General features: G+C 71.7%; 17 protein-coding genes, 1 tRNA gene and 1 pseudogene. 18 read left to right on the forward strand and 1 reads right to left on the reverse strand.

All coding sequences use genetic code 11. The features are described from left to right. Positions 1-55: 55 nt before the first annotated feature. Positions 56-129, forward strand: a tRNA-Met gene (locus ACZ45Z_RS01730). Positions 130-459: 330 nt separating this feature from the next. Next, positions 460-951 carry an ATP-binding protein gene (locus tag ACZ45Z_RS01735; RefSeq protein ID WP_468354373.1) on the forward strand — a complete coding sequence of 164 codons (492 nt, stop codon included), beginning with the start codon at positions 460-462 and terminating at the stop codon, positions 949-951. Here ACZ45Z_RS01735 and idi read toward each other — a convergent pair. After that, positions 926-1,537, reverse strand: a complete 612-nt coding sequence (gene idi / locus ACZ45Z_RS01740) for an isopentenyl-diphosphate Delta-isomerase (protein WP_468354375.1) — start codon at positions 1,535-1,537, stop codon at positions 926-928. The two genes, ACZ45Z_RS01735 and idi, sit on opposite strands and share 26 nt — an antisense overlap. A gap of 517 nt (positions 1,538-2,054) precedes the next feature. Here idi and ACZ45Z_RS01745 point away from each other — a divergent pair. The 16 genes and pseudogenes from ACZ45Z_RS01745 to ACZ45Z_RS01820 all read left to right on the forward strand — a co-directional run bounded on the left by ACZ45Z_RS01745 (position 2,055) and on the right by ACZ45Z_RS01820 (position 21,290). Then, positions 2,055-3,866 (forward strand): DUF5941 domain-containing protein, encoded by a 1,812-nt coding sequence (locus ACZ45Z_RS01745; RefSeq protein ID WP_468355524.1) that lies wholly within the window; start codon positions 2,055-2,057, stop codon positions 3,864-3,866. Beyond that, positions 3,863-4,600, forward strand: coding sequence for a phosphocholine cytidylyltransferase family protein (locus tag ACZ45Z_RS01750; protein WP_468354377.1), 738 nt, complete (start codon positions 3,863-3,865; stop codon positions 4,598-4,600). The genes ACZ45Z_RS01745 and ACZ45Z_RS01750 overlap by 4 nt, the downstream gene beginning before the upstream one ends. Further along, positions 4,588-5,649 (forward strand): iron-containing alcohol dehydrogenase family protein, encoded by a 1,062-nt coding sequence (locus ACZ45Z_RS01755; protein WP_468354379.1) that lies wholly within the window; start codon positions 4,588-4,590, stop codon positions 5,647-5,649. The genes ACZ45Z_RS01750 and ACZ45Z_RS01755 overlap by 13 nt, the downstream gene beginning before the upstream one ends. Next, complete coding sequence (locus ACZ45Z_RS01760) at positions 5,627-6,406, forward strand: CDP-alcohol phosphatidyltransferase family protein (protein WP_468354381.1); 780 nt, start codon at positions 5,627-5,629, stop codon at positions 6,404-6,406. The genes ACZ45Z_RS01755 and ACZ45Z_RS01760 overlap by 23 nt, the downstream gene beginning before the upstream one ends. Positions 6,407-6,426: 20 nt before the next feature. Then, entirely contained in the window at positions 6,427-7,299 is an 873-nt protein-coding gene (locus tag ACZ45Z_RS01765; RefSeq protein ID WP_468355527.1) for a glycosyltransferase family 2 protein, read from the forward strand. A 78-nt stretch (positions 7,300-7,377) separates the two neighbouring features. Further along, positions 7,378-8,307 (forward strand): ABC transporter permease, encoded by a 930-nt coding sequence (locus ACZ45Z_RS01770; protein ID WP_468354383.1) that lies wholly within the window; start codon positions 7,378-7,380, stop codon positions 8,305-8,307. Continuing rightward, positions 8,300-9,103: an ABC transporter ATP-binding protein gene (locus ACZ45Z_RS01775; RefSeq protein WP_468354385.1), complete on the forward strand. Its 804-nt coding sequence runs from the start codon at positions 8,300-8,302 to the stop codon at positions 9,101-9,103. The genes ACZ45Z_RS01770 and ACZ45Z_RS01775 overlap by 8 nt, the downstream gene beginning before the upstream one ends. 421 nt (positions 9,104-9,524) lie before the next feature. Further along, positions 9,525-10,421 carry a squalene synthase HpnC gene (gene hpnC / locus ACZ45Z_RS01780; protein ID WP_468355530.1) on the forward strand — a complete coding sequence of 299 codons (897 nt, stop codon included), beginning with the start codon at positions 9,525-9,527 and terminating at the stop codon, positions 10,419-10,421. After that, entirely contained in the window at positions 10,418-11,371 is a 954-nt protein-coding gene (gene hpnD, locus ACZ45Z_RS01785; RefSeq protein WP_468354387.1) for a presqualene diphosphate synthase HpnD, read from the forward strand. Before hpnC ends, hpnD begins: the two co-directional genes overlap by 4 nt. Positions 11,372-11,456: 85 nt before the next feature. After that, positions 11,457-12,926, forward strand: a pseudogene (gene hpnE / locus ACZ45Z_RS01790) (hydroxysqualene dehydroxylase HpnE); the annotation flags it as partial. A gap of 53 nt (positions 12,927-12,979) precedes the next feature. Then, positions 12,980-14,044 carry a polyprenyl synthetase family protein gene (locus tag ACZ45Z_RS01795; protein WP_468354389.1) on the forward strand — a complete coding sequence of 355 codons (1,065 nt, stop codon included), beginning with the start codon at positions 12,980-12,982 and terminating at the stop codon, positions 14,042-14,044. Between the two features lie 105 nt (positions 14,045-14,149). Then, on the forward strand, positions 14,150-16,201 hold the full coding sequence (shc, locus tag ACZ45Z_RS01800; protein ID WP_468354391.1) for a squalene--hopene cyclase: 2,052 nt from the start codon (positions 14,150-14,152) through the stop codon (positions 16,199-16,201). Further along, the gene (locus tag ACZ45Z_RS01805) at positions 16,201-16,851 is read left to right on the forward strand and encodes a phosphorylase family protein (protein WP_468354393.1); all 651 of its coding nucleotides are present in this window, start codon (positions 16,201-16,203) and stop codon (positions 16,849-16,851) included. Before shc ends, ACZ45Z_RS01805 begins: the two co-directional genes overlap by 1 nt. 5 nt (positions 16,852-16,856) lie before the next feature. Next, on the forward strand, positions 16,857-17,879 hold the full coding sequence (hpnH, locus tag ACZ45Z_RS01810; RefSeq protein WP_468354395.1) for an adenosyl-hopene transferase HpnH: 1,023 nt from the start codon (positions 16,857-16,859) through the stop codon (positions 17,877-17,879). Between the two features lie 118 nt (positions 17,880-17,997). Then, positions 17,998-19,905, forward strand: coding sequence for a 1-deoxy-D-xylulose-5-phosphate synthase (dxs, locus tag ACZ45Z_RS01815; protein ID WP_468354397.1), 1,908 nt, complete (start codon positions 17,998-18,000; stop codon positions 19,903-19,905). Continuing rightward, the gene (locus ACZ45Z_RS01820; protein ID WP_468354399.1) at positions 19,902-21,290 is read left to right on the forward strand and encodes an aspartate aminotransferase family protein; all 1,389 of its coding nucleotides are present in this window, start codon (positions 19,902-19,904) and stop codon (positions 21,288-21,290) included. Before dxs ends, ACZ45Z_RS01820 begins: the two co-directional genes overlap by 4 nt.

Genomic DNA, 21,290 nt, shown 5'->3' on the forward strand with positions numbered 1-21,290 from the left:
GGCCGAAAAGTGATTTGGCGCTGGGGACGGCGGCCCGTAGTGTGGGGTTCACCGACGCGGGGTGGAGCAGCTCGGTAGCTCGCTGGGCTCATAACCCAGAGGTCGCAGGTTCAAATCCTGTCCCCGCTACTCATACAGCGCAGACGCGTGACAGCAGGCCCGGTGCCCCGGCACCGGGCCTGCTGCGTTGTGCTCCGACGGGCTCGGCCTGTGCGCGAGGGGCTTCGGCCGCCGCCGTGTCGTCGAGAGGTGCGGGGGCCCGGGGGCAGCGGTCCGGATGATGGCGTGGACCGTTCGGTGGCCACAGCTCCGGAGTCCTTGAATGAGGAACAAAAGAGAAAAGACCGGTCGCCGGACTGATCGGACCACTCCGAAGCGGTCAGAAGGCGTCGATAACCGCTGACTTGCGTTCAGCGGCCCGGTCCGGACCAGCACATTCTCAACACTCTTCTTGTGAGGATGCCTTCCGGACCCCCCGCAGAACCCCCCGAGGAGCTGACCTCCCCGCTCGCCTACGAAGGTGTCTGGCGCTTCACCGCCCCGGCACTGGAGTCGTCGGTGCCCCAGGCGCGCCACGCGGTACGGGATCTGCTCACCGAACAGCGCGTGCCCGTGGCCACCGAGATCATGGACGGCCTGTTACTGATCGTCTCCGAGCTCGTCACCAACGCCGTGCAGCACGCCGCCGTGCTCTCCCCCCAGATCGCCGTGCAGGTCACCATCGGCGCGAACTGGCTGCGCGTCGCCGTCGAGGACAGTCACCCCTACCGCCCCAAGGCGCTGCGGGCGGACGAGGGTGACGTCGGCGGCCGGGGCCTGTGGCTGGTCAAGACGTTCACCGCCGAGGCGGGCGGCAAATGCGATGTCGAGCACACCGAGAACGGCGGCAAGGCCATCTGGGCGGAGCTGCCGCTCGTCCCGCTCGCTACCAGCCCGCCGACCGTCCTGTGAGCTCGCGCACCGCCGGGCGGGCCGCGTCCAGCACGGTCATGAACCACGCCGAGAACGGCGCCCGGGCATGCCGCTCGGCCAACTCGTCCGCCGTCACGTACGCGATCTCGCCGATCTCCTCCGGGTCCGGCGAGGGCTCGGCCCGCACCAGCCCGACGAAGAGGTGATTGAACTCCTGCTCCACCAGCCCGGAGGCCGGGTCGGGATGGTTGTAGCGCACCGTGCCGGCCTCCGCCAGCAGCGCCGGCGCCAGACCCAGCTCCTCCGCCACCCTGCGGGCCGCCGCCGCGAACGGCGTCTCACCGGGATACGGGTGGCCGCAGCAGGTGTTGGACCACACACCGGGGGAGTGGTACTTCGACCGCGCCCGGCGCTGGAGCAGCAACCGGCCCTTCTCGTCGAAGAGGAAGACCGAAAACGCCCGGTGCAGTTGCCCGGGAGGCTGGTGGGCGGCGAGCTTCTCGGCGGTGCCGATCGTCGTCCCGTCCTCGTCGACCAGCTCCAGCATGATCGGTTCGGCGGCGGGCTCCGGTGTGCTCACCGCCGAGCTCCCGGCGGTCTGTCCGTTGGCAGGTGTGATCGGCATGCCCATCCTTGTCGTCGGTCTTCGAAGCCAAGTCTGCCCTAGCAAGGTCCGCATCAGCGGCAGAGCGGTGCCAGGGGGGACGCGGCGCCACTGTGTTCGATTGCGAAAGGCGCGCCGGCCGCGCCGGCGGGTCGGAATCCGGCGTTCCGTCCCGCCGCGGGTCCGCGGGACGCCTCCCGCCGCGCTCCGGCACGGATCCGGCCACACCCGTCCGGCACAACTCCCCCACCCGTGACCAGCCCTCTCATAACCGGCACCGGATCCGCCACCGCGGCCGGACGCCAGTTGTTCATGCGCCACCCCATCCACCATGATGATCGCGGCAGGCGCAGCCGTCGGTCACTCGATCGGGCGGTGAATGCGCGGTGAACGGCCGCATCCGGCGATCCGATAGCCTCTGCCGACGTGCCACCCAGCCCCGCCGGGGGCGAGGTGTGCCACGCCCACCGCCCGGGTAGTCCGTATCGAATGCGGACCGGCCGGCGCTGCCTTGTCAGCATCCAAGGAGTGAGTTCGTCTGTCGACCGCCATCCTCACCGGTCCGCCGGTCGCCGGGTCGCCGCTCGAAGGCGACCTGCGCACGCTCGGTTTCGACGTGCGTACGGCGGACGACGCCGCGTCCGCCGCCGAGCTGATCGCCGCGGTGCCCGCCCAGGAGCGGGTGGCCGTCGTGGACCCCCGCTTCGTCGGCCACCTGCACGCCCTGCGGCTGGCACTGACCGACCCCCGCTTCCCGGCCGCGGCCGTGCAGGGCGCCGTCAGCGCCCGCCCCGAGGCGCGCGCCGCGCTCACCCGCGCGGTCTCCGCCGTCCCCGTGGGCGCCGGCACCGCCCACCTCACCGATGTGCTCACCGACACGCTGACCGCGTCCCTGGACCGCATGGACATCGGCCTGCACCACGTCGAGCTGGGCAGCCTGGTCGCCACCGTCCCCCTCACCCCGGCACAGCGCGAGGACGCGCGCGAGTCCGTCGCGGCCGTCGACGACGAGGCCGTACGGCTGCGCACCGCCGTGAAGTCCCGCGACGGGTTCTTCACGACCTACTGCGTCAGCCCCTACTCCCGCTACCTCGCCCGCTGGTGCGCGCGCCGCGGCCTGACCCCGAACCAGGTCACCACCGCGTCCCTGCTCACCGCGCTGATCGCGGCGGGCTGCGCGGCCACCGGGACCCGCGGCGGCTTCGTCGCCGCCGGCTTCCTGCTGCTGTTCTCCTTCGTCCTGGACTGCACCGACGGGCAGCTCGCCCGCTACTCCCTGCAGTACTCCACGATGGGCGCCTGGCTCGACGCCACCTTCGACCGGGCCAAGGAGTACGCCTACTACGCGGGCCTGGCCCTGGGCGCGGCCCGCGGCGGCGGCAGCGACGACGTCTGGGCGCTGGCGCTCGGCGCGATGGTGCTCCAGACCTGCCGCCACGTCGTGGACTTCTCGTTCAACGAGGCGAACCACGACGCCACCGCCAACACCAGCCCCACCGCCGCGCTCTCCGACCGCCTCGACAGCGTCGGCTGGACGGTCTGGGTGCGCCGCATGATCGTGCTGCCCATCGGTGAGCGCTGGGCCATGATCGCGGTCCTCACCGCGCTCACCACCCCCCGCGTCGTCTTCTACGCCCTGCTCATCGGCTGCGCGCTGGCCGCCTGCTACACCACCGCCGGCCGGGTCCTGCGCTCGCTGACCCGGCGGGCCCGGCGCACCGACCGCGCCGCGCGGGCGCTCGCCGACCTCGCCGACTCCGGGCCGGTCGCCGAGCTGATCGCCGGCGGGGCGCGCGGCCGCGGCCGGGCCGGGTCGTTCCTGGCCCCCGCTATGGCGTTCGTCTCGTCCGCCGTCCTGCTGGTCTGGGTGCTCTTCGAGGACGACCCCGCCTCGTGGCTCACAGTCGGCGTCGCCGCCTGCTCCGCGCTGCTGGCCGGCGCGGCCGTGGCACGGCCCCTCAAGGGTGTCCTCGACTGGCTCGTACCGCCTCTCTTCCGGGCCGGCGAATACACCGCGATCCTGGTCCTGGCCGCCCGGTCGGACGCGCCCGGCGCACTGCCGGCGGCGTTCGGGCTGGTCGCGGCGGTCGCCTACCATCACTACGACACGGTCTACCGCATCCGCGGTGGCACCGGAGCGCCGCCGCGGTGGCTGGTCCGGGCGAGCGGCGGGCATGAGGGACGGATCCTCGTGGTCACCGTCCTCGCCGCCGCGCTGTCCCCCACAGGTTTCACAATCGCGCTGACGGCCCTCGCTGTGGCCCTGGCGCTGCTGGTGCTCATCGAGAGCATCCGCTTCTGGGTGTCCTCCCAAGCACCCGCCGTACACGATGAAGGAGAACCCGCATGATCGGCCTCGTGCTGGCCGCCGGCGCCGGACGGCGTCTGCGCCCCTACACCGACACCCTGCCCAAGGCTCTGGTGCCGGTCGACGGGGACACGACCATCCTCGACCTGACCCTCGGCAACTTCGCCGAGATCGGCCTGACCGAGGTCGCGATCATCGTCGGCTACCGCAAGGAAGCCGTGTACGAGCGACAGGCGGCCCTGGAGGAGAAGTACGGCCTCAAGCTGACGCTGATCGACAACGACAAGGCCGAGGAGTGGAACAACGCCTACTCCCTGTGGTGCGGCCGTGACTCCATCGAGCACACCGTGATCCTCGCCAACGGCGACACCGTGCACCCGGTCTCCGTCGAGAAGACCCTGCTCGCCGCCCGCGGCGACGGCAAGAAGATCATCCTCGCCCTCGACACGGTCAAGCAGCTCGCCGACGAGGAGATGAAGGTCGTCGTGGACGCCGACAAGGGCGTCCAGAAGATCACCAAGCTCATGGACCCGGCCGAGGCCACCGGTGAGTACATCGGTGTCACCCTCATCGAGGGCGAGGCCGCCGCGGAGCTGGCCGACGCCCTGAAGACCACCTTCGAGCGCGACCCCGACCTCTACTACGAGGACGGCTACCAGGAGCTCGTCAACCGCGGCTTCAAGGTGGACGTGGCGCCGATCGGCGACGTCAAGTGGGTCGAGATCGACAACCACGACGACCTCGCGAAGGGCCGTGAGATCGCATGCCAGTACTGACCCGCCTCATCCCGTCCCCGGTCGTCGTCGACATCAACGCCGGCGCCCTGGACGACCTGGCGGGCCTGCTGGCCGATCAGCGCATCTCCGCGTCCGGCAAGCTCGCCATCGCGATCAGCGGTGGCTCGGGGGCACGGCTGCGCGAGCGGCTGTCCCCCGCGCTGCCCGGCGCCGACTGGTACGAGGTCGGCGGCGGCACCCTGGACGACGCGATCAAGCTCGGTGACGCCATGAAGAAGGGGCACTACGACGCGGTCGTGGGCCTCGGCGGTGGCAAGATCATCGACTGTGCGAAGTACGCCGCCGCGCGGATCGGGCTGCCGCTCGTCGCCGTCGCGACGAACCTCTCGCACGACGGTCTGTGCTCGCCGGTCGCGACCCTGGACAACGACGCGGGCCGCGGTTCCTACGGCGTGCCGAACCCGATCGCCGTGGTGATCGACCTCGACATCATCCGCGAGGCCCCGGTCCGCTTCGTCCGCTCCGGCATCGGCGACGCGATCTCCAACATCTCCGCCGTCGCGGACTGGGAGCTCTCCCACCGCGAGACCGGAGAGGCGATCGACGGGCTGGCCGCCGCCATGGCACGCCAGGCCGGCGAGGCCGTGCTCCGCCACCCCGGCGGGGTCGGCGAGGACGCGTTCCTCCAGGTGCTGGCCGAGGGCCTGGTCCTGACCGGCATCTCGATGTCGGTGGCCGGCGACAGCCGCCCCGCGTCCGGCGCCTGCCACGAGATCAATCACGCGCTCGACATCCTCTTCCCCAAGCGCGCGGCGAGCCATGGCGAGCAGTGCGGCCTCGGCGCCGCCTTCGCCACGCACCTGCGCGGGGACAAGGAGATGTGCGCGCTGATGGTCGAGGTGCTGCGCCGGCACGGCCTGCCGGTCACGCCGGGCGAGATCGGCTTCACCGACGAGGAATTCGTCCAGGCCGTCGCCTACGCACCGAAGACCCGCCCCGGGCGCTACACCATCCTGGAGCACCTCGACCTGTCCACCGACCAGATCAGGGACGCTTACGCCGACTATGCACAAGCCGTCAGTAGCTGAACTCCGGCCGGTCGTTCACCCCGAGGGGGTGAAGGACCGGCGCAGCGGTGAGCACTGGGCCGGTCGTCTGTACATGCGGGAGATCTCGCTGCGCTGCGACAGGTACCTGGTGAACACCAGGATCACGCCCAACCAGCTCACGTACCTGATGGTCGTGGCGGGCATCGCCGCCGGCGCGGCACTTCTCGTGCCGGGCCTGACCGGGGCGGTCCTCGGCGCCGTCCTCATCCAGCTCTACCTGCTGCTGGACTGCGTCGACGGCGAGATCGCCCGCTGGCGCAAGCAGACGTCGATCACCGGCGTCTACCTCGACCGGGTGGGCCACTACCTCTCCGAGGCGGCCCTCCTGGTCGGCTTCGGCGTGCGCGGTGCGGACCTCTTCCACCAGGACCACCCCGAGTGGCTGTGGGCGTTCCTGGGGACGCTGGCCGCGCTCGGCGCGATCCTGATCAAGGCCGAGACGGACCTGGTCGACGTCGCCCGGGCCCGCAGCGGCCTGGCCGCGGTCAAGGACGACGCCGCGGTGCCGCGGTCCTCCGGCCTCGCGCTGGCCCGCAAGGCCGCCGCGGCGCTGAAGTTCCACCGGCTCGTCGGCGGCGTCGAGGCGTCGCTGTTCATCCTGGCGGTGGCCGTCCTCGACCAGATCAGGGGCGACGTCTTCTTCACCCGCCTGGGCATCGCCGTGCTCGCCGGCATCGCGCTGGTGCAGACGCTGCTCCACCTCGTGTCCATCCTGGCTTCGAGCAGGCTCAAGTGACCGAGGCCGCGCACACGGAGATGAAGGTCGGCGCCGTTGTCCTGACGATGGGCAACCGCCCCGAGGAGCTGCGCGCGCTGCTGGACTCGGTCGCCAAGCAGGACGGCGAGCGGGTCGAGGTCGCGGTCGTCGGCAACGGCTCGCCGCTGCCGGAGCTGCCCGAGGGCGTCCGGACCGTCGAGCTGCCGGAGAACGTCGGCATCCCGGCGGGCCGGAACGTCGGCATCGAGGCGTTCGGGCCCGGCGGCAGCGAGGTCGACGTGCTGCTCTTCCTCGACGACGACGGTCTGCTGGCCACGGAGGACACCGCCGAGCTGTGCCGCCGGGCGTTCGCCGAGGACCCGGAGCTGGGCATCATCAGCTTCCGGATCGCCGACCCGGACACCGGCGAGACCCAGCGCCGTCACGTGCCGCGGCTGCGTGCCGCGGACCCGATGCGCTCGTCGCGGGTGACCACCTTCCTCGGCGGCGCCAATGCCGTCCGGACGAAGGTGTTCCAGGAGGTCGGCGGGCTGCCGGATGACTTCTTCTACGCCCATGAGGAGACGGACCTGGCCTGGCGGGCCCTGGACGCGGGCTGGATGATCGACTACCGGTCGGACATGCTCCTGCTCCACCCGACGATGGCCCCCAGCCGGCACGCGGTCTACCACCGTATGGTGGCCCGCAACCGGGTCTGGCTGGCCCGGCGCAACCTGCCCGCACCGCTCGTTCCGGTCTACCTCGGTGTCTGGTTCCTGCTCACGCTGGCCCGGCGTCCCTCGTGGCCCGCGCTGCGGGTGTGGCTCGCCGGCTTCAAGGAGGGCTGGGTCACCCCGTGCGGTCCCAGGCGTCCCATGAAGTGGGCTACCGTTTGGCGACTGACCCGACTGGGCCGCCCTCCCGTCATCTGACAAGCTCGTGTCTGAGAGCATCAGGCGCGAACCGGGGCGTGGCCCCGGCAGCGCACCTTGAGGACGAAAGTGTCAACTGTGAGCGAGACTACGCACGACAGTGCGGTCGCCATGAGTGCCCCGCCATCTTCCGATGAAGGGCTCACCCCTGCCCAGCGGGCCCAGAAGTACGGGCTCTCGCAGAGCGGGGCGCGGCCCGGCCTGCCGGAGTACGTACGGGAGCTGTGGGACCGGCGGCATTTCATCTCCGCCTTCGCCAGCGCCAAGCTGACGGCGCAGTACAGCCAGGCCAAGCTGGGCCAGGTCTGGCAGGTGGCGACGCCGCTGCTGAACGCGCTCGTCTACTACCTCATCTTCGGTCTGCTGATCGGCACGCGGAACGGCGTCCCGGACTTCGTCCCCTTCCTGGTGACCGGCGTCTTCATCTTCACCTTCACGCAGAGCTCGGTGATGGCCGGCACCCGGTCGATCTCCGGCAACCTCGGCCTGGTGCGCGCGCTGCACTTCCCGCGCGCCTGCCTGCCGATCTCGTTCTGCCTGATGCAGTTGCAGCAGCTCGTGTTCTCCATGGGCGTGCTGCTGGTCATCCTGCTCGGCTTCGGGCAGATGCCGACGTGGTCGTGGCTGCTGGTCATCCCGGCGCTGGCGTTGCAGTTCACCTTCAACACCGGCCTGGCGATGGTCATGGCGCGGCTGGGCAGCAAGACGCCCGACCTCGCGCAGCTCATGCCGTTCATCATGCGGACGTGGATGTACGCGTCCGGCGTGATGTTCAGCATCGACCTGATCCTCAAGGGCAAGGACATCCCGGCGTTCGTGGAGGTCCTGCTCAACGCCAACCCCGCCGCCATCTACATCGACCTGATGCGCTTCGCGCTGATCGACAGCTTCACGGCGGACAAGCTGCCGCCGCACGTGTGGGCGTTCGCCGGCGGCTGGGCGCTCGTCATGGGCGTCGTCGGCTTCGTGTACTTCTGGAAGGCTGAGGAGCGGTACGGACGTGGCTGAGCAGAAGAACGGCGTCCAGCCGACGAAGGCGGCGCAGGACCGGGTCCCGACCGTGATCGCGGACGACCTGCACATCGTCTACCGGGTCTACGGCACGGGCGCGGGCAAGGGCGGCGCCACGGCGGCGCTCAACCGCATCATCCGCCGCAAGCCGTCGGCGGGCGTGCGCGAGGTGCACGCGGTCAAGGGCGTCTCCTTCACCGCCTACCGAGGCCAGTCGATCGGGCTGATCGGGTCCAACGGCTCGGGCAAGTCCACGCTGCTCAAGGCGGTGGCCGGACTGCTGCCCGCCGAGCGCGGCAAGGTCTACACCCACGGCCAGCCCTCGCTGCTGGGCGTCAACGCGGCCCTGATGAACGACCTGACCGGCGAGCGGAACGTCATCCTCGGCGGTCTGGCCATGGGCATGTCCCGCGACCAGGTCCGCGAGCGCTACGACGGCATCGTCGACTTCTCCGGCATCAACGAGAAGGGTGACTTCATCTCGCTGCCGATGCGGACCTACTCCTCCGGTATGGCGGCCCGTCTGCGGTTCTCCATCGCGGCGGCCAAGGACCACGACGTGCTGATGATCGACGAGGCGCTGGCGACCGGCGACCGCAGCTTCCAAAAGCGCTCCGAGGCGCGCATCCGGGAGCTGCGCAAGGAGGCCGGCACGGTCTTCCTGGTCAGCCACAACAACAAGTCCATCCGCGACACCTGCGACCGGGTGCTGTGGCTGGAGCGAGGCGAGCTGCTGATGGACGGCCCCACCGATGAAGTGATCAAGGCGTACGAGAAGGAGTCGGGCAAGTAGCCCCGTCCGGCGTTCCGACGGCCCCCGCGAGTGCGCCTCGCGGGGGCCTTCGTCGGTGGAGTGAGGTCAACTCGTCTTTGGCCGGGAACAGTTGGGAACTCCGAGGAGTTGACCGGATCGTTGCCCGGGAGCGCGGTACCCGCTCGTACGCGGGCGAGATGTACGGCGTAAGCTGTACGGGTACTGAACAGCACAAGTGGTACAAGTCGGGCGACGCTCACCTGGGCGCGCGAACATGGCTCGTCCCAGGCGTGTCGCGCCCTGCGGCGTGTCCGAAATGGGATGTTTTGGTTTGGCGGTGTAGAACGGGAGACGTGACGGCAATGGCTAGTGGTTCGCTCCGGCTCCGCAACGCGCCGGGCAGCCCGCGGTGAGCCGAGACGATGAGCAGGCGCGCCGCGCCTTCCGCGAAGGGGTAACGGTGGGCGACGGGCGGGCGCAGACACGCACCGTCCTCGACCAGGCCGCGCACGAGAACTTCCCGGTGGCACCGTTCTTCCTGCCCCGCGCCTGGCGGGCCGACCTGATGGCCGTCTACGGCTTCGCACGGCTCGTCGACGACATCGGCGACGGCGATCTCGCGCCCGGCGGTGGCGACGCCGTCCTCCTGGGCCTGGACCGCGCGCGGAGCGACGACCGCCCCGCGCTGCTCGACGCCCTCGAAGCGGACCTGCACCGCGTCTTCAGCGACCGCGCCCCCGGACCCCGCCACCCGCTCATGCGCCGGCTGGGACCGACCGTCCGGCGCGCCGCGCTGACCCCCGAGCCCTTCCTCCGCCTGATCGAGGCCAACCGCCAGGACCAGCGGGTGAGCCGCTACGGCACCTACGACGACCTGCTCGCCTACTGCGAGCTGTCGGCCAACCCGGTGGGCCGGCTCGTCCTGGCCATCACCGGCACCGCGAGCCCCGAGCGCGTCCGGCGCTCGGACGCGGTCTGCACCGCGCTGCAGATCGTCGAGCACCTCCAGGACGTGGCCGAGGACCTCGCCCGCGACCGCGTCTACCTCCCCGCCGAGGACATGAAACACTTCGGCGTCACCGAAGCCGATCTGGCCGCCCCGAGCGGGGGCGTATCGGTGCGCGCACTGATCGCCCACGAGGCGGAACGCGCCCGTGAGCTGCTGAATGAAGGCACCCCGCTGGTGGGTAGCGTGCACGGCAGACTCAAGCTGCTGCTGGCCGGTTTCGTGGCCGGCGGGCGTGCCGCGCTCCGGGCGGTGGCGGCCGCCGACCACGACGTACTCCCTGGACCACCCAAGCCGACCAAGCTCAGCCTGCTGCGCGAGGTGGGGGCGACATTGCGAAGAGAGGGGTGAGTTCGACCGTGGAGGCAACCGCACACGCGTCCGCGCCGGTGCTCGCTGCGTACCGCTATTGCGAGGCCGTTACCGGGCAGCAGGCACGAAACTTCGCCTACGGCATCCGGCTGCTGCCGACCGACAAGCGGCAGGCGATGTCGGCGCTCTACGCCTTCTCGCGACGGGTCGACGACATCGGCGACGGCGCCTTGGAGCCCGCCGCCAAGCAGCAGCGGCTGGAGGAGACCCGGGCGCTGCTGGCCCGCGTCAAGGACGGCCGGGTCGACGAGGACGACACCGACCCGGTGGCCGTCGCGCTCACCGACGCCGCCCGCCGCTTCCCGCTGCCGCTGGGCGGTCTCGACGAACTCATCGACGGCGTACTGATGGACGTCCGCGGCGAGACCTACGAGACCTGGGAGGACCTCACGGCATACTGCCGCTGCGTCGCCGGGGCCATCGGACGGCTCTCGCTGGGCGTGTTCGGCACGGTGCCCGGCGCGGCCGACGCCGAACGCGCCCCCGAGTACGCCGACACGCTCGGCCTCGCCCTCCAACTCACCAACATCCTCCGCGACGTTCGCGAGGACGCCGGCAACGGCCGCACCTACCTCCCCGCCGAAGACCTCGCCAAGTTCGGCTGCTCGGAGGGCTTCCAGAGCCCCCTCCCACCTGCCGGCGGCGACTTCGCCGGCCTGGTCCACTTCGAGGTGAAACGCGCCCGCGAGCTGTTCGCCGAGGGCTTCCGGCTGCTGCCGATGCTCGACCGGCGCAGCGGCGCCTGCGTGGCCGCGATGGCCGGTATCTACCACCGCCTGCTGTCGCGCATCGCCGCCGACCCCGAAGCGGTGCTGCGCGGCCGGGTCTCGCTGCCCGGCCGGGAGAAGGCGTTCGTCGCCGTGCGCGGACTGTCCGGGCTCGACGCCCGCGCGATCGGCCGCCGGCAGTCGGTCAGGAGGCGCGGATGACGCGCCCGGGCGTGCGCGACGGTGAGGACCCCGCGTCAGCGCGGCGGGCAACCCTCGCCCGTTCGGCCGCGTCCCAGACAGCGGCAGGGGGGAAGCAACCATGACATCGGGAGCCACGCACCCCGACGGGCACCGTACGCAGACGCCGGACCGCTCCGCGGCCGCGGTGGTCATCGGCGGCGGTCTGGCGGGCACCACGGCGGCGCTCGCGCTGGCCGACGCCGGACTGCGGGTCACCCTCGTCGAGGGCCGGCCCCGGCTGGGCGGGCTGGTCTTCTCCTTCCGCCGGGACAGTGCCGCCGGCCCCCTGAGCGTCGACAACGGCCAGCACGTCTATCTCCGCTGCTGCACCGCCTACAGCGGCTTCCTGGAGCGGCTCGGCGCCGCCCACCTGGTGCCCCTGCAACGCCGCATGGACGTCCCCGTCCTGGACGCCGACCGGATGCGCCTGGGCCGACTGCGCCGCACCGCCCTGCCCGTTCCCCTGCACCTGGCCCGGAGCCTGGCCGGCTACCCGCACCTGTCACCCGCCGAACGCGCCCGCGTCGTACGCGCCACCCTCGCGCTCCAGAAGCTCGACCCGGCCGACCCGGCGCTGGACGACGCCGACTTCGGCGGCTGGCTGCGCCGGCACGGCCAGTCCGCCCGGGCGGTCGAGGCCCTGTGGGACCTGGTCGGTATCGCCACCCTCAACGCCACCGCCGCCGACGCCTCGCTGGGCCTGGCCGCCAAGGTCTTCAAGACCGGCCTGCTCTCCGCGCCCGGCGCCGCCGACATCGGCTGGTCGCGGGTGCCGCTCGGCGAGGTCCACGACACCCTCGCCCGCACCGCCCTGCGCACAGCCGGCGTCCGCGTCGCGCTGCGCACCCGCGCCACCTCCCTGGCGCCCGCGGACGAGGGCGGCTGGCAGGTGACGGTGGAGAACGGCCCGCACGGCCGCGAACGGCTCACCGCCGGCACGGTCGTCCTCGCGCTGCCGCAGCGCGAGACCCACGCCCTGCTGCCCGACGGCGCGCTGGCCCACCGCGAGCGGCTGCTGGACATCGGCACCGCGCCGATCCTCAACCTCCACGTCGTCTACGACCGCAAGGTGCTGCGCCGCCCCTTCTTCGCCGCCGTCGGCTCCCCGGTCCAGTGGGTCTTCGACCGTACGGACACCTCCGGGCTGGCGCGCGTCCCCGGCGGCGAGGGCTCCCAGTATCTGGCCGTCTCGCAGTCCGCCGCGCAGGAGGAGATCGACGAGCCGGTCGCCAAGCTGCGCGCCCGCTATCTGCCCGAGCTGGAGCGGCTGCTGCCCGCCGCCCGGGGCGCCAGGATCCGCGACTTCTTCGTCACCCGCGAGCGCACCGCGACCTTCGCGCCCGCCCCGGGCGTCGGCAGGCTCCGCCCCGCCGCCCGTACCCAAGTCCCCGGCCTGTTCCTGGCCGGTGCGTGGACCGCCACCGGGTGGCCCGCGACCATGGAAAGCGCTGTTCGCAGCGGCACCGTCGCCGCTCGCGAGGCACTCGACGAACTCGGCTTGCCCCAGGGCCGGTTGCCCAAGGAGGCGGCATGACCACGAGTACGAGCGCTCGCACGAGCACGAGCATCGGAAACAGAGGAGAAACCGTGAATCCGGCTTCCCCAGCTATCGACACCGAGAGCGTCACCGCGCTGCTGGAGCGCGGGCGGACGCTCGCCACTCCCGTGCTGCGTGCCGCCGTGGACCGGCTCGCTCCTCCGATGGACACCGTCGCCGCCTACCACTTCGGCTGGATCGACGCCGCGGGCCGCCCCACCACGGGCGACAGCGGCAAGGCCGTCCGGCCCGCGCTCGCCCTGCTGTCCGCGGAGGCCGCGGGCAAGGCCCCCGAGGTCGGCATCCCCGGCGCGGTCGCCGTCGAGCTGGTGCACAACTTCTCGCTGCTGCACGACGACCTGATGGACGGCGACGAGCAGCGCAGACACCGCGACACCGTCTGGAAGGTGCACGGCCCCGCCCAGGCCATCCTGGTCGGCGACGCGCTGTTCGCCCTCGCCAACGAAATACTGCTGGAGCTGGGCACGGTCGAGGCCGGCCGGGCGACCCGGCGGCTCACCCTGGCCACCCGCAAACTGATCGACGGCCAGGCCCAGGACATCTCCTACGAGCACCGCGAACGGGTCACCGTCGAGGAGTGCCTGGAGATGGAGGGCAACAAGACCGGCGCGCTGCTGGCCTGCGCGGTCTCCATCGGCGCCGTCCTCGGCGGCGCCGACGACCGCACCGCGGACATCCTGGAGAAGTACGGCTACCACCTCGGCCTCGCCTTCCAGGCCGTCGACGACGTGCTGGGCATCTGGGGCGACCCGGACGCCACCGGCAAGCAGACCTGGAGCGACCTGCGCCAGCGCAAGAAGTCGCTGCCCGTCGTCGCCGCCCTGGCCGCCGGCGGACCGGCCTCCGAGCGCCTCGCGCAGATCCTCGCGGCCGACGCGAAGAAGAGCGCGACGGAGATCGCCGACTTCACCGAGGAGGAGTTCGCCTCCCGCGCGGCGCTGATCGAGCAGGCCGGCGGCCGCGAGTGGACCTCCCAGGAGGCCCGCCGCCAGCACACCACCGCCATCGCCGCCCTGGACGAGGTCGACATGCCGGAAAACATCCGCGCGCAGCTCGTCGCGCTCGCGGACTTCGTCGTCGTACGAGAGAGATGATCACTATCGGGACGAACTGAATCGCAGTCGCCGGCCGGTGCCAGCCGGGCGCCGGCCGACGGAATCCCTGAGCACGCTTCACAGTTCACTGCAGAAGGGGAAACCATGACAGCGACGACCGACGGAAGCACCGGGGCGCTGCCGCCCCGGTCCCCTTCGGCCGGCGACCTTGCCGCTGAGAAGACCGAGACCGCCGACAGAGCGCGGACCGCCGTGCTGGAGCAGGACACGGCGGCCGCGGCCCGGCGCGCGACCACCCGCGCCACCGAGTACCTGCTCTCCGTCCAGGACTCCGCCGGATGGTGGAAGGGCGACCTCGACACCAACGTCACGATGGACGCCGAGGACCTGCTGCTGCGTCAGTTCCTGGGCATCTCCGACCCGGAGACCACCGCCGCCGCGGCCCGCTTCATCCGCGGCGAGCAGCGCGCGGACGGCACCTGGGCCACCTTCCACGGCGGCCCCGGCGAACTCTCCACCACCATCGAGGGCTATGTGGCCCTGCGGCTCGCCGGAGACGCCCCCGACGCCCCGCACATGGCCAGGGCCGCCGCCTGGGTCCGGGCCCACGGCGGGATCGCCGCCGCCCGCGTCTTCACCCGCATCTGGCTGGCCCTCTTCGGCTGGTGGAAGTGGGACGACCTGCCCGAACTCCCCCCGGAAGTCCTCTACTTGCCCAAGTGGTTCCCGCTCAACATCTACGACTTCGGCTGCTGGGCCCGGCAGACGATAGTGCCGCTGACCATCGTCTCGGCCAAACGCCCGGTGCGCCCGGCGCCGTTCGCCCTCGACGAGCTGCACACCGACCCCCGCCGCCCCAACCCGCCGCGGCCGCTCGCGCCCGCCACCACCTGGGACGGCCTCTTCCAGCGCCTGGACAAGGCGCTGCACGTCTACCACAAGGTCGCCCCGCGCAAGCTGCGCGGCGCCGCGATGCGCTCCGCCGCCCGCTGGATCATCGAACGGCAGGAGAACGACGGCTGCTGGGGCGGCATCCAGCCGCCGGCCGTCTACTCCGTCATCGCCCTGCACCTGCTCGGCTACGACCTCGACCACCCCGTGCTGCGCACCGGCCTGCGGTCGCTGGATCGTTTCACCGTCTGGCGCGAAGCCGCCGAAGACGGGCCCGACGGCTCCCAAGGCGGCCCCGTCCGGATGGTCGAAGCCTGCCAGTCACCGGTCTGGGACACCTGCCTGGCGACGATCGCGCTCGCCGACGCGGGCGTGCCCGCCGACCACCCCCAGCTCGTCAAGGCCGCCGACTGGATGCTCGCCGAACAGATCGACCGGCCCGGCGACTGGCAGGTGCGCAAGCCCCAACTGCCCAGCGGCGGCTGGGCCTTCGAGTTCGAGAACGACAACTACCCGGACATCGACGACACCGCCGAAGTGGTGCTGGCGCTGCGCCGGGTCAAGCATCCCGACCCGCGGCGCGTCGAGGCCGCGGTGCGCCGCGCGGTGCGCTGGACGGTCGGGATGCAGTCCAAGAACGGCGCCTGGGGCGCCTTCGACGCCGACAACACCAGCCCCTTCCCCAACCGCCTGCCGTTCTGCGACTTCGGCGAGGTCATCGACCCGCCGTCGGCCGATGTCACCGCCCATGTGGTCGAGATGCTCGCCGACGTCGGCAGGACCCACGACCCGCGCACCCGCCGCGGCATCGCGTGGCTGCTGTCCGAACAGGAACCCGGCGGGGCGTGGTTCGGCCGCTGGGGCACCAACTACGTCTACGGCACCGGGTCCGTGCTGCCCGCGCTCGTCGCGGCCGGTATCCCCCGTTCGCACCCCGCGGTGCGCCGGGCCGTCGGCTGGCTCCGGCGGGTCCAGAACGACGACGGCGGCTGGGGCGAGGACCAGCGTTCCTACCGGGACAAGGAGTGGGCCGGACGCGGCGCGTCGACCGCCTCGCAGACCGGGTGGGCGCTGATGGCGCTGCTCGCGGCCGGCGAGCGGGACAGCGACGCCGTACGCCGCGGCGTACGCTGGCTGGCGGACACCCAGCGCGAGGACGGCTCCTGGGACGAGCCCCACTTCACCGGCACCGGCTTCCCCTGGGACTTCTCCATCAACTACCACCTCTACCGGCAGGTCTTCCCGCTGACCGCCCTCGGCCGCTACGTCCACGGCGAGCCGGCCGGTGCGCCCATGGGGGCATGATGCCGCGACGGCCGCCCACGGACGCCGGACCCCCGCTGCTGGTCGCCTGCGCGCTCGGCATCGAACGGTTCGCGCTGCGGGGCGGCCACCGCGACGGCCCCGGCGTGGTCACGCTGCGCACCGGCATGGGCCCGCAGGCGGCGGAGCGTGCGCTGACCCACGCGCTGCGCGCCGACTCCGCCACCCGCCGTTCCCCCGTCATCGCCAGCGGCTTCTGCGCCGGCCTGGCCCCCGGGATGCGGCCCGGGGACGTGGTCGTCGCCGACGCCACCCGCGACCACCGGCCCGACGCCGCCGACGTGATCTGCCGCGACAACGAGCCGCTGCTGCGGGCGCTGCGCCGGCGCGGGCTGACCGTCCACACCGGCCTGCTGCGCGGCTCCGACCACGTCGTACACGGCGCGGAACGGGCCGCGCTGCACGCCGCCGGGGCCGTCGCGGTCGACATGGAGTCCGCCGCCACCCTCAGCGCCGCGGTGCGCGCCGGACTCCGCCCGGTTGCGGCCGTCCGGGTGGTCGTCGACGCTCCAGAACATGAACTCATGCGCCTGGGCACCGTACGCGGTGGAATATCGGCCTTCCGTGTGCTGCGCTCCGTTCTTCCTGTTTTTTTCGAATGGCACCGTTCTTTACTGCTCCCCAGGAGGTGAGCTAGATGGCCATGCCACTGCGTCAGACCATCCGGGTCGGGACCTATCTTTTTGAACAGAAAGTGCTGCGACGGCGCGAGAAGTTCCCGCTCATCGTGGAACTCGAACCGCTCTACGCCTGCAACCTCGCCTGCGAGGGCTGCGGGAAGATCCAGCATCCGGCGGGTGTGCTCAAGCAGCGGATGCCGGTGGCGCAGGCGGTCGGGGCGGTGCTGGAGTCCGGTGCGCCGATGGTCTCCATCGCCGGTGGCGAGCCGTTGATGCACCCGCAGATCGACGAGATCGTGCGGCAACTGGTGGCCAGGAAGAAGTACGTCTTCCTGTGCACCAACGCCATGCTGCTGCGCAAGAAGATCGAGAAGTTCACCCCCTCGCCGTATTTCGCGTTCGCGGTGCACATCGACGGGATGCGCGAGCGGCACGACGAATCCGTCGCCAAGGAAGGCGTGTTCGACGAGGCGGTGACGGCCATCAAGGAAGCCAAGCGCCGTGGCTTCCGGGTCACCACCAACTCCACCTTCTTCAACACCGACACCCCGCAGACCATCATCGAGGTCCTGAACTTCCTCAACGACGACCTCCAGGTCGACGAAATGATGCTCTCGCCCGCCTACGCCTACGAAAAGGCCCCCGACCAGGAACACTTCCTGGGCGTCGAGCAGACCCGCGAGCTGTTCAAGAAGGCTTTCGCGGGCGGCAACCGCCGCCGCTGGCGGCTCAACCACAGCCCGCTCTTCCTCGACTTCCTGGAAGGCAAGGTGGACTTCCCGTGCACCGCCTGGGCGATCCCCAACTACTCCCTCTTCGGCTGGCAGCGCCCCTGCTACCTCATGAGCGACGGCTACGTCCCGACGTACCGCGAGCTGATCGAGGAGACCGACTGGAGCAAGTACGGCCGCGGCAAGGACCCGCGCTGCGCCAACTGCATGGCGCACTGCGGCTACGAACCGACCGCCGTCCTGGCCACGATGGGCTCCCTCAAGGAGTCCCTGCGGGCCGCCCGGGAGACCGTCGGACAAAGCCGCTGAGGTGACGCGCCCGTCCGGGCCCGGCTCCGGCGCGCGCGGCACACCGCCGCGTACGACCGGGGCCGGGCCCGGACGGCCGCGCATCCGCACGTGAGGGGACCGAAGAGGGGGAACGAACATGACGATCCTGGAGCACCTGCGCACCCCACGCGACCTGAAGGCGCTGCCCGACGGCCGGCTGGCGGAACTGGCCGGGGAGATCCGTACCTTCCTCGTCGACGCCGTCTCCAAGACCGGCGGCCACCTCGGCCCGAACCTCGGCGTGGTCGAGCTGACCCTCGCCCTGCACCGGGTCTTCGACTCGCCGGCCGACCGCATCCTGTGGGACACCGGCCACCAGTCCTACGTCCACAAGCTGCTCACCGGCCGGCAGGACTTCTCCGAGCTGCGGGCCAAGGGCGGCCTGTCCGGCTATCCCTCGCGGGCGGAGTCCGCGCACGACGTCATCGAGAACAGCCACGCCTCGACGGTGCTGGGCTGGGCCGACGGCCTGGCCAAGGCCAACCAACTGCGCGGCAGGGACGACCACGTCGTCGCGGTGATCGGGGACGGCGCGCTGACCGGCGGCATGGCCTGGGAGGCCCTGAACAACATCGCCGCCGCCCAGAACCGCCCGCTGATCATCGTCGTCAACGACAACGCACGCTCCTACGCCCCGACCATAGGCGGCCTGGCCGACCACCTGGCCACGCTGCGCACCACGGACGGCTACGAGCAGTTCCTGGCCTGGGGCAAGGACGTGCTGCGGCGCACGCCGGTCGTCGGGCAGCCGCTCTACGAATCGCTGCACGGCGCGAAGAAGGGCCTCAAGGAGGCCGTCGCGCCGCAGGGCATGTTCGAGGACCTGGGGCTGAAGTACATCGGCCCGGTCGACGGGCACGACATCGCCGCCGTCGAGTCCGCGCTGCGCCGGGCCGCCGGTTTCCACGGCCCGGTCCTGGTGCACTGCCTGACCGAGAAGGGCCGCGGCCACCCGCCCGCCCGGGAGGACGAGGCGGACCACTTCCACACCGTCGGCGCGATGGCCCCTCTCCCGGCTACCGCGAGGAGGTGCCCCCGGACCGGCACGGCGGGTCCGCTGCCCGGCCCGCCGTCGTGGACCTCCGTCTTCGCCGACGAGATGGTCGCCCTCGGCGCCGAACGCGACGACGTCGTCGCGGTCACGGCGGCGATGCTGCGGCCGGTGGGCCTGGGGAAGTTCGCCGAGGCGTATCCGGACCGGGTCTACGACGTGGGCATCGCCGAGCAGCACGCCGCGGTCTGTGCCGCCGGTCTGGCCACCGGCGGCCTGCACCCCGTCGTCGCCGTCTACGCCACCTTCCTCAACCGCGCCTTCGACCAGATCCTGATGGACGTCGCGCTCCACAAGTGCGGCGTCACGTTCGTCCTGGACCGGGCCGGCGTCACCGGCCCCGACGGCCCCTCCCACAACGGCGTCTGGGACCTGTCGGTGCTGGGGGTCGTCCCCGGCCTGCGGATCGCCGCCCCGCGCGACGCCGACCGGCTCCGCGCCGAGCTGCGGGAGGCCCTGGAGGTATCCGACGCGCCGACCGTCATCCGGTTCCCCAAGGAGGCGGTGGGCGAGCCGGTCGAAGCCGTGGAGCGGGTCGGCGGCGTCGATGTGCTCCACCGCGACGGCCGCCCCGACGTCCTGCTGGTCGCCGTCGGCGTGATGGCGGGGGTCTGCCTGGAAGCCGCCGAGCTGCTGGCGGCGCGCGGCGTCGGCGTGACGGTCGTCGACCCGCGCTGGGTCAAGCCGGTCGACCCCGCCCTCGTCCACCTGGCCGGGCGGCACGCGCGGGTGGCGGTCGTGGAGGACAACAGCCGCAACGGCGGGGTGGGCTGGGCGGTCGGCCAGGCGCTGCGGGACGCGGAGGTCGACGTACCCCTGCGCACCTTCGGCATCCCCGACCGGTTCCCGCCGCACGCCAAACGCGGTGAACTACTGGCCGACCTCGGCCTGACCCCGGCCGAGATCGCCCGCCGTATCAGCGCCGTGCCGGCCTCGAAGGAGAACGCCCCGTGACCGGATTCGACCTGGCCGAGCTGCTCGCCGAACGCGGCGGTGAGCGCTACGACCTGCACGCCCGCCACCTCAACCACCAACTCCCGCGCATGCTGCACACCCTCGGCTTCGACAAGGTCTACGAGCGGGCCGAGGGCGCCTACTTCTGGGACGCCGAGGGCCGGGACTACCTCGACATGCTCGCCGGCTTCGGCGTGATGGGCCTGGGCAGGCACCACCCCGTCGTCCGCCGGGCGCTGCACGACGTCCTGGACGCGGGCCTGGCCGACCTGACCCGCTTCGACTGCCAGCCGCTGCCCGGCCTGCTCGCCGAGAAACTGCTGACGTACGCACCCCACCTGGACCGGGTGTTCTTCGGCAACAGCGGCACCGAAGCGGTGGAGACCGCCCTGAAGTTCGCCCGCTACGCCACCGGCAGACCGCGCGTCCTGTACTGCGCGCACGCCTTCCACGGCCTGACCACCGGCTCCCTCTCCGTCAACGGCGAGGACGGCTTCCGCGACGGCTTCGCGCCGCTGCTGCCCGACACCGCCGTCGCGATGGGCGATCTGGACGCGCTGGCCGCCGAGCTCAGGCGCGGCGATGTGGCGGCCCTGATCGTCGAGCCGATCCAGGGCAAGGGCGTGCTCGCCGCCCCGCCCGGATTCCTGCGCGCCGCCCAGGAGTTGCTGCACCGGCACAAGGCACTGCTGATCGCCGACGAGGTGCAGACCGGCCTCGGCCGCACCGGCGACTTCTTCGCCTACCAGCACGAGGACGGCGTGGAACCGGACCTGGTGTGCGTCGCGAAGGCGCTGTCCGGCGGCTACGTCCCCGTCGGCGCCACGCTCGGCAAGGACTGGATCTTCAAGAAGGTCTACTCCTCCATGGACCGCGTGCTGGTGCACTCCGCCAGCTTCGGCTCCAACGCCCAGGCGATGGCCGCCGGGCTCGCCGTCCTGTCGGTCATGGAGGACGAGCAGATCGTCGCCAACGCCCGGCACACCGGCGATCTGCTGCGCACCCGCCTCGCGGCCCTGACCGGCACCTACGAGCTGCTGCACGACGTCCGCGGCCGCGGCCTGATGATCGGCATCGAGTTCGGCCGGCCCAAGTCGCTGCGCCTGCGCAGCCGCTGGACGATGCTCCAGGCGGCCCGCAAGGGCCTGTTCGCCCAGATGGTCGTGGTGCCGCTGCTGCAACGCCACCGCATCCTCACTCAGGTCTCCGGCGACCACATGGAGGTCATCAAGCTGATCCCGCCGCTGACCATCGGTGAACGGGAAGTGGACCGGTTCGTCGAGGCGTTCACCGCCGTCATGGACGACGCCCACAACGGCGGCGGCCTGATCTGGGACTTCGGGCGGACGCTGGTCAAGCAGGCGGTCGCCCAGACACGGGCCTGA

The organism is Streptomyces sp. NPDC031210, from assembly GCF_055570395.1.

Bases quoted from the DNA above. Each gene is read 5' to 3' on its own strand.
- ACZ45Z_RS01805 (WP_468354393.1), top strand. From the start codon at position 16,201: ATGCCGCGACGGCCGCCCACGGACGCCGGACCCCCGCTGCTGGTCGCC.
- ACZ45Z_RS01760 (WP_468354381.1), top strand. From the start codon at position 5,627: ATGCACAAGCCGTCAGTAGCTGAACTCCGGCCGGTCGTTCACCCCGAG.
- ACZ45Z_RS01765 (WP_468355527.1), top strand. From the start codon at position 6,427: ATGAAGGTCGGCGCCGTTGTCCTGACGATGGGCAACCGCCCCGAGGAG.
- dxs (WP_468354397.1), top strand. From the start codon at position 17,998: ATGACGATCCTGGAGCACCTGCGCACCCCACGCGACCTGAAGGCGCTG.
- hpnH (WP_468354395.1), top strand. From the start codon at position 16,857: ATGGCCATGCCACTGCGTCAGACCATCCGGGTCGGGACCTATCTTTTT.
- ACZ45Z_RS01755 (WP_468354379.1), top strand. From the start codon at position 4,588: ATGCCAGTACTGACCCGCCTCATCCCGTCCCCGGTCGTCGTCGACATC.
- ACZ45Z_RS01735 (WP_468354373.1), top strand. From the start codon at position 460: ATGCCTTCCGGACCCCCCGCAGAACCCCCCGAGGAGCTGACCTCCCCG.
- ACZ45Z_RS01750 (WP_468354377.1), top strand. From the start codon at position 3,863: ATGATCGGCCTCGTGCTGGCCGCCGGCGCCGGACGGCGTCTGCGCCCC.
- shc (WP_468354391.1), top strand. From the start codon at position 14,150: ATGACAGCGACGACCGACGGAAGCACCGGGGCGCTGCCGCCCCGGTCC.
- idi (WP_468354375.1), bottom strand. From the start codon at position 1,537: ATGCCGATCACACCTGCCAACGGACAGACCGCCGGGAGCTCGGCGGTG.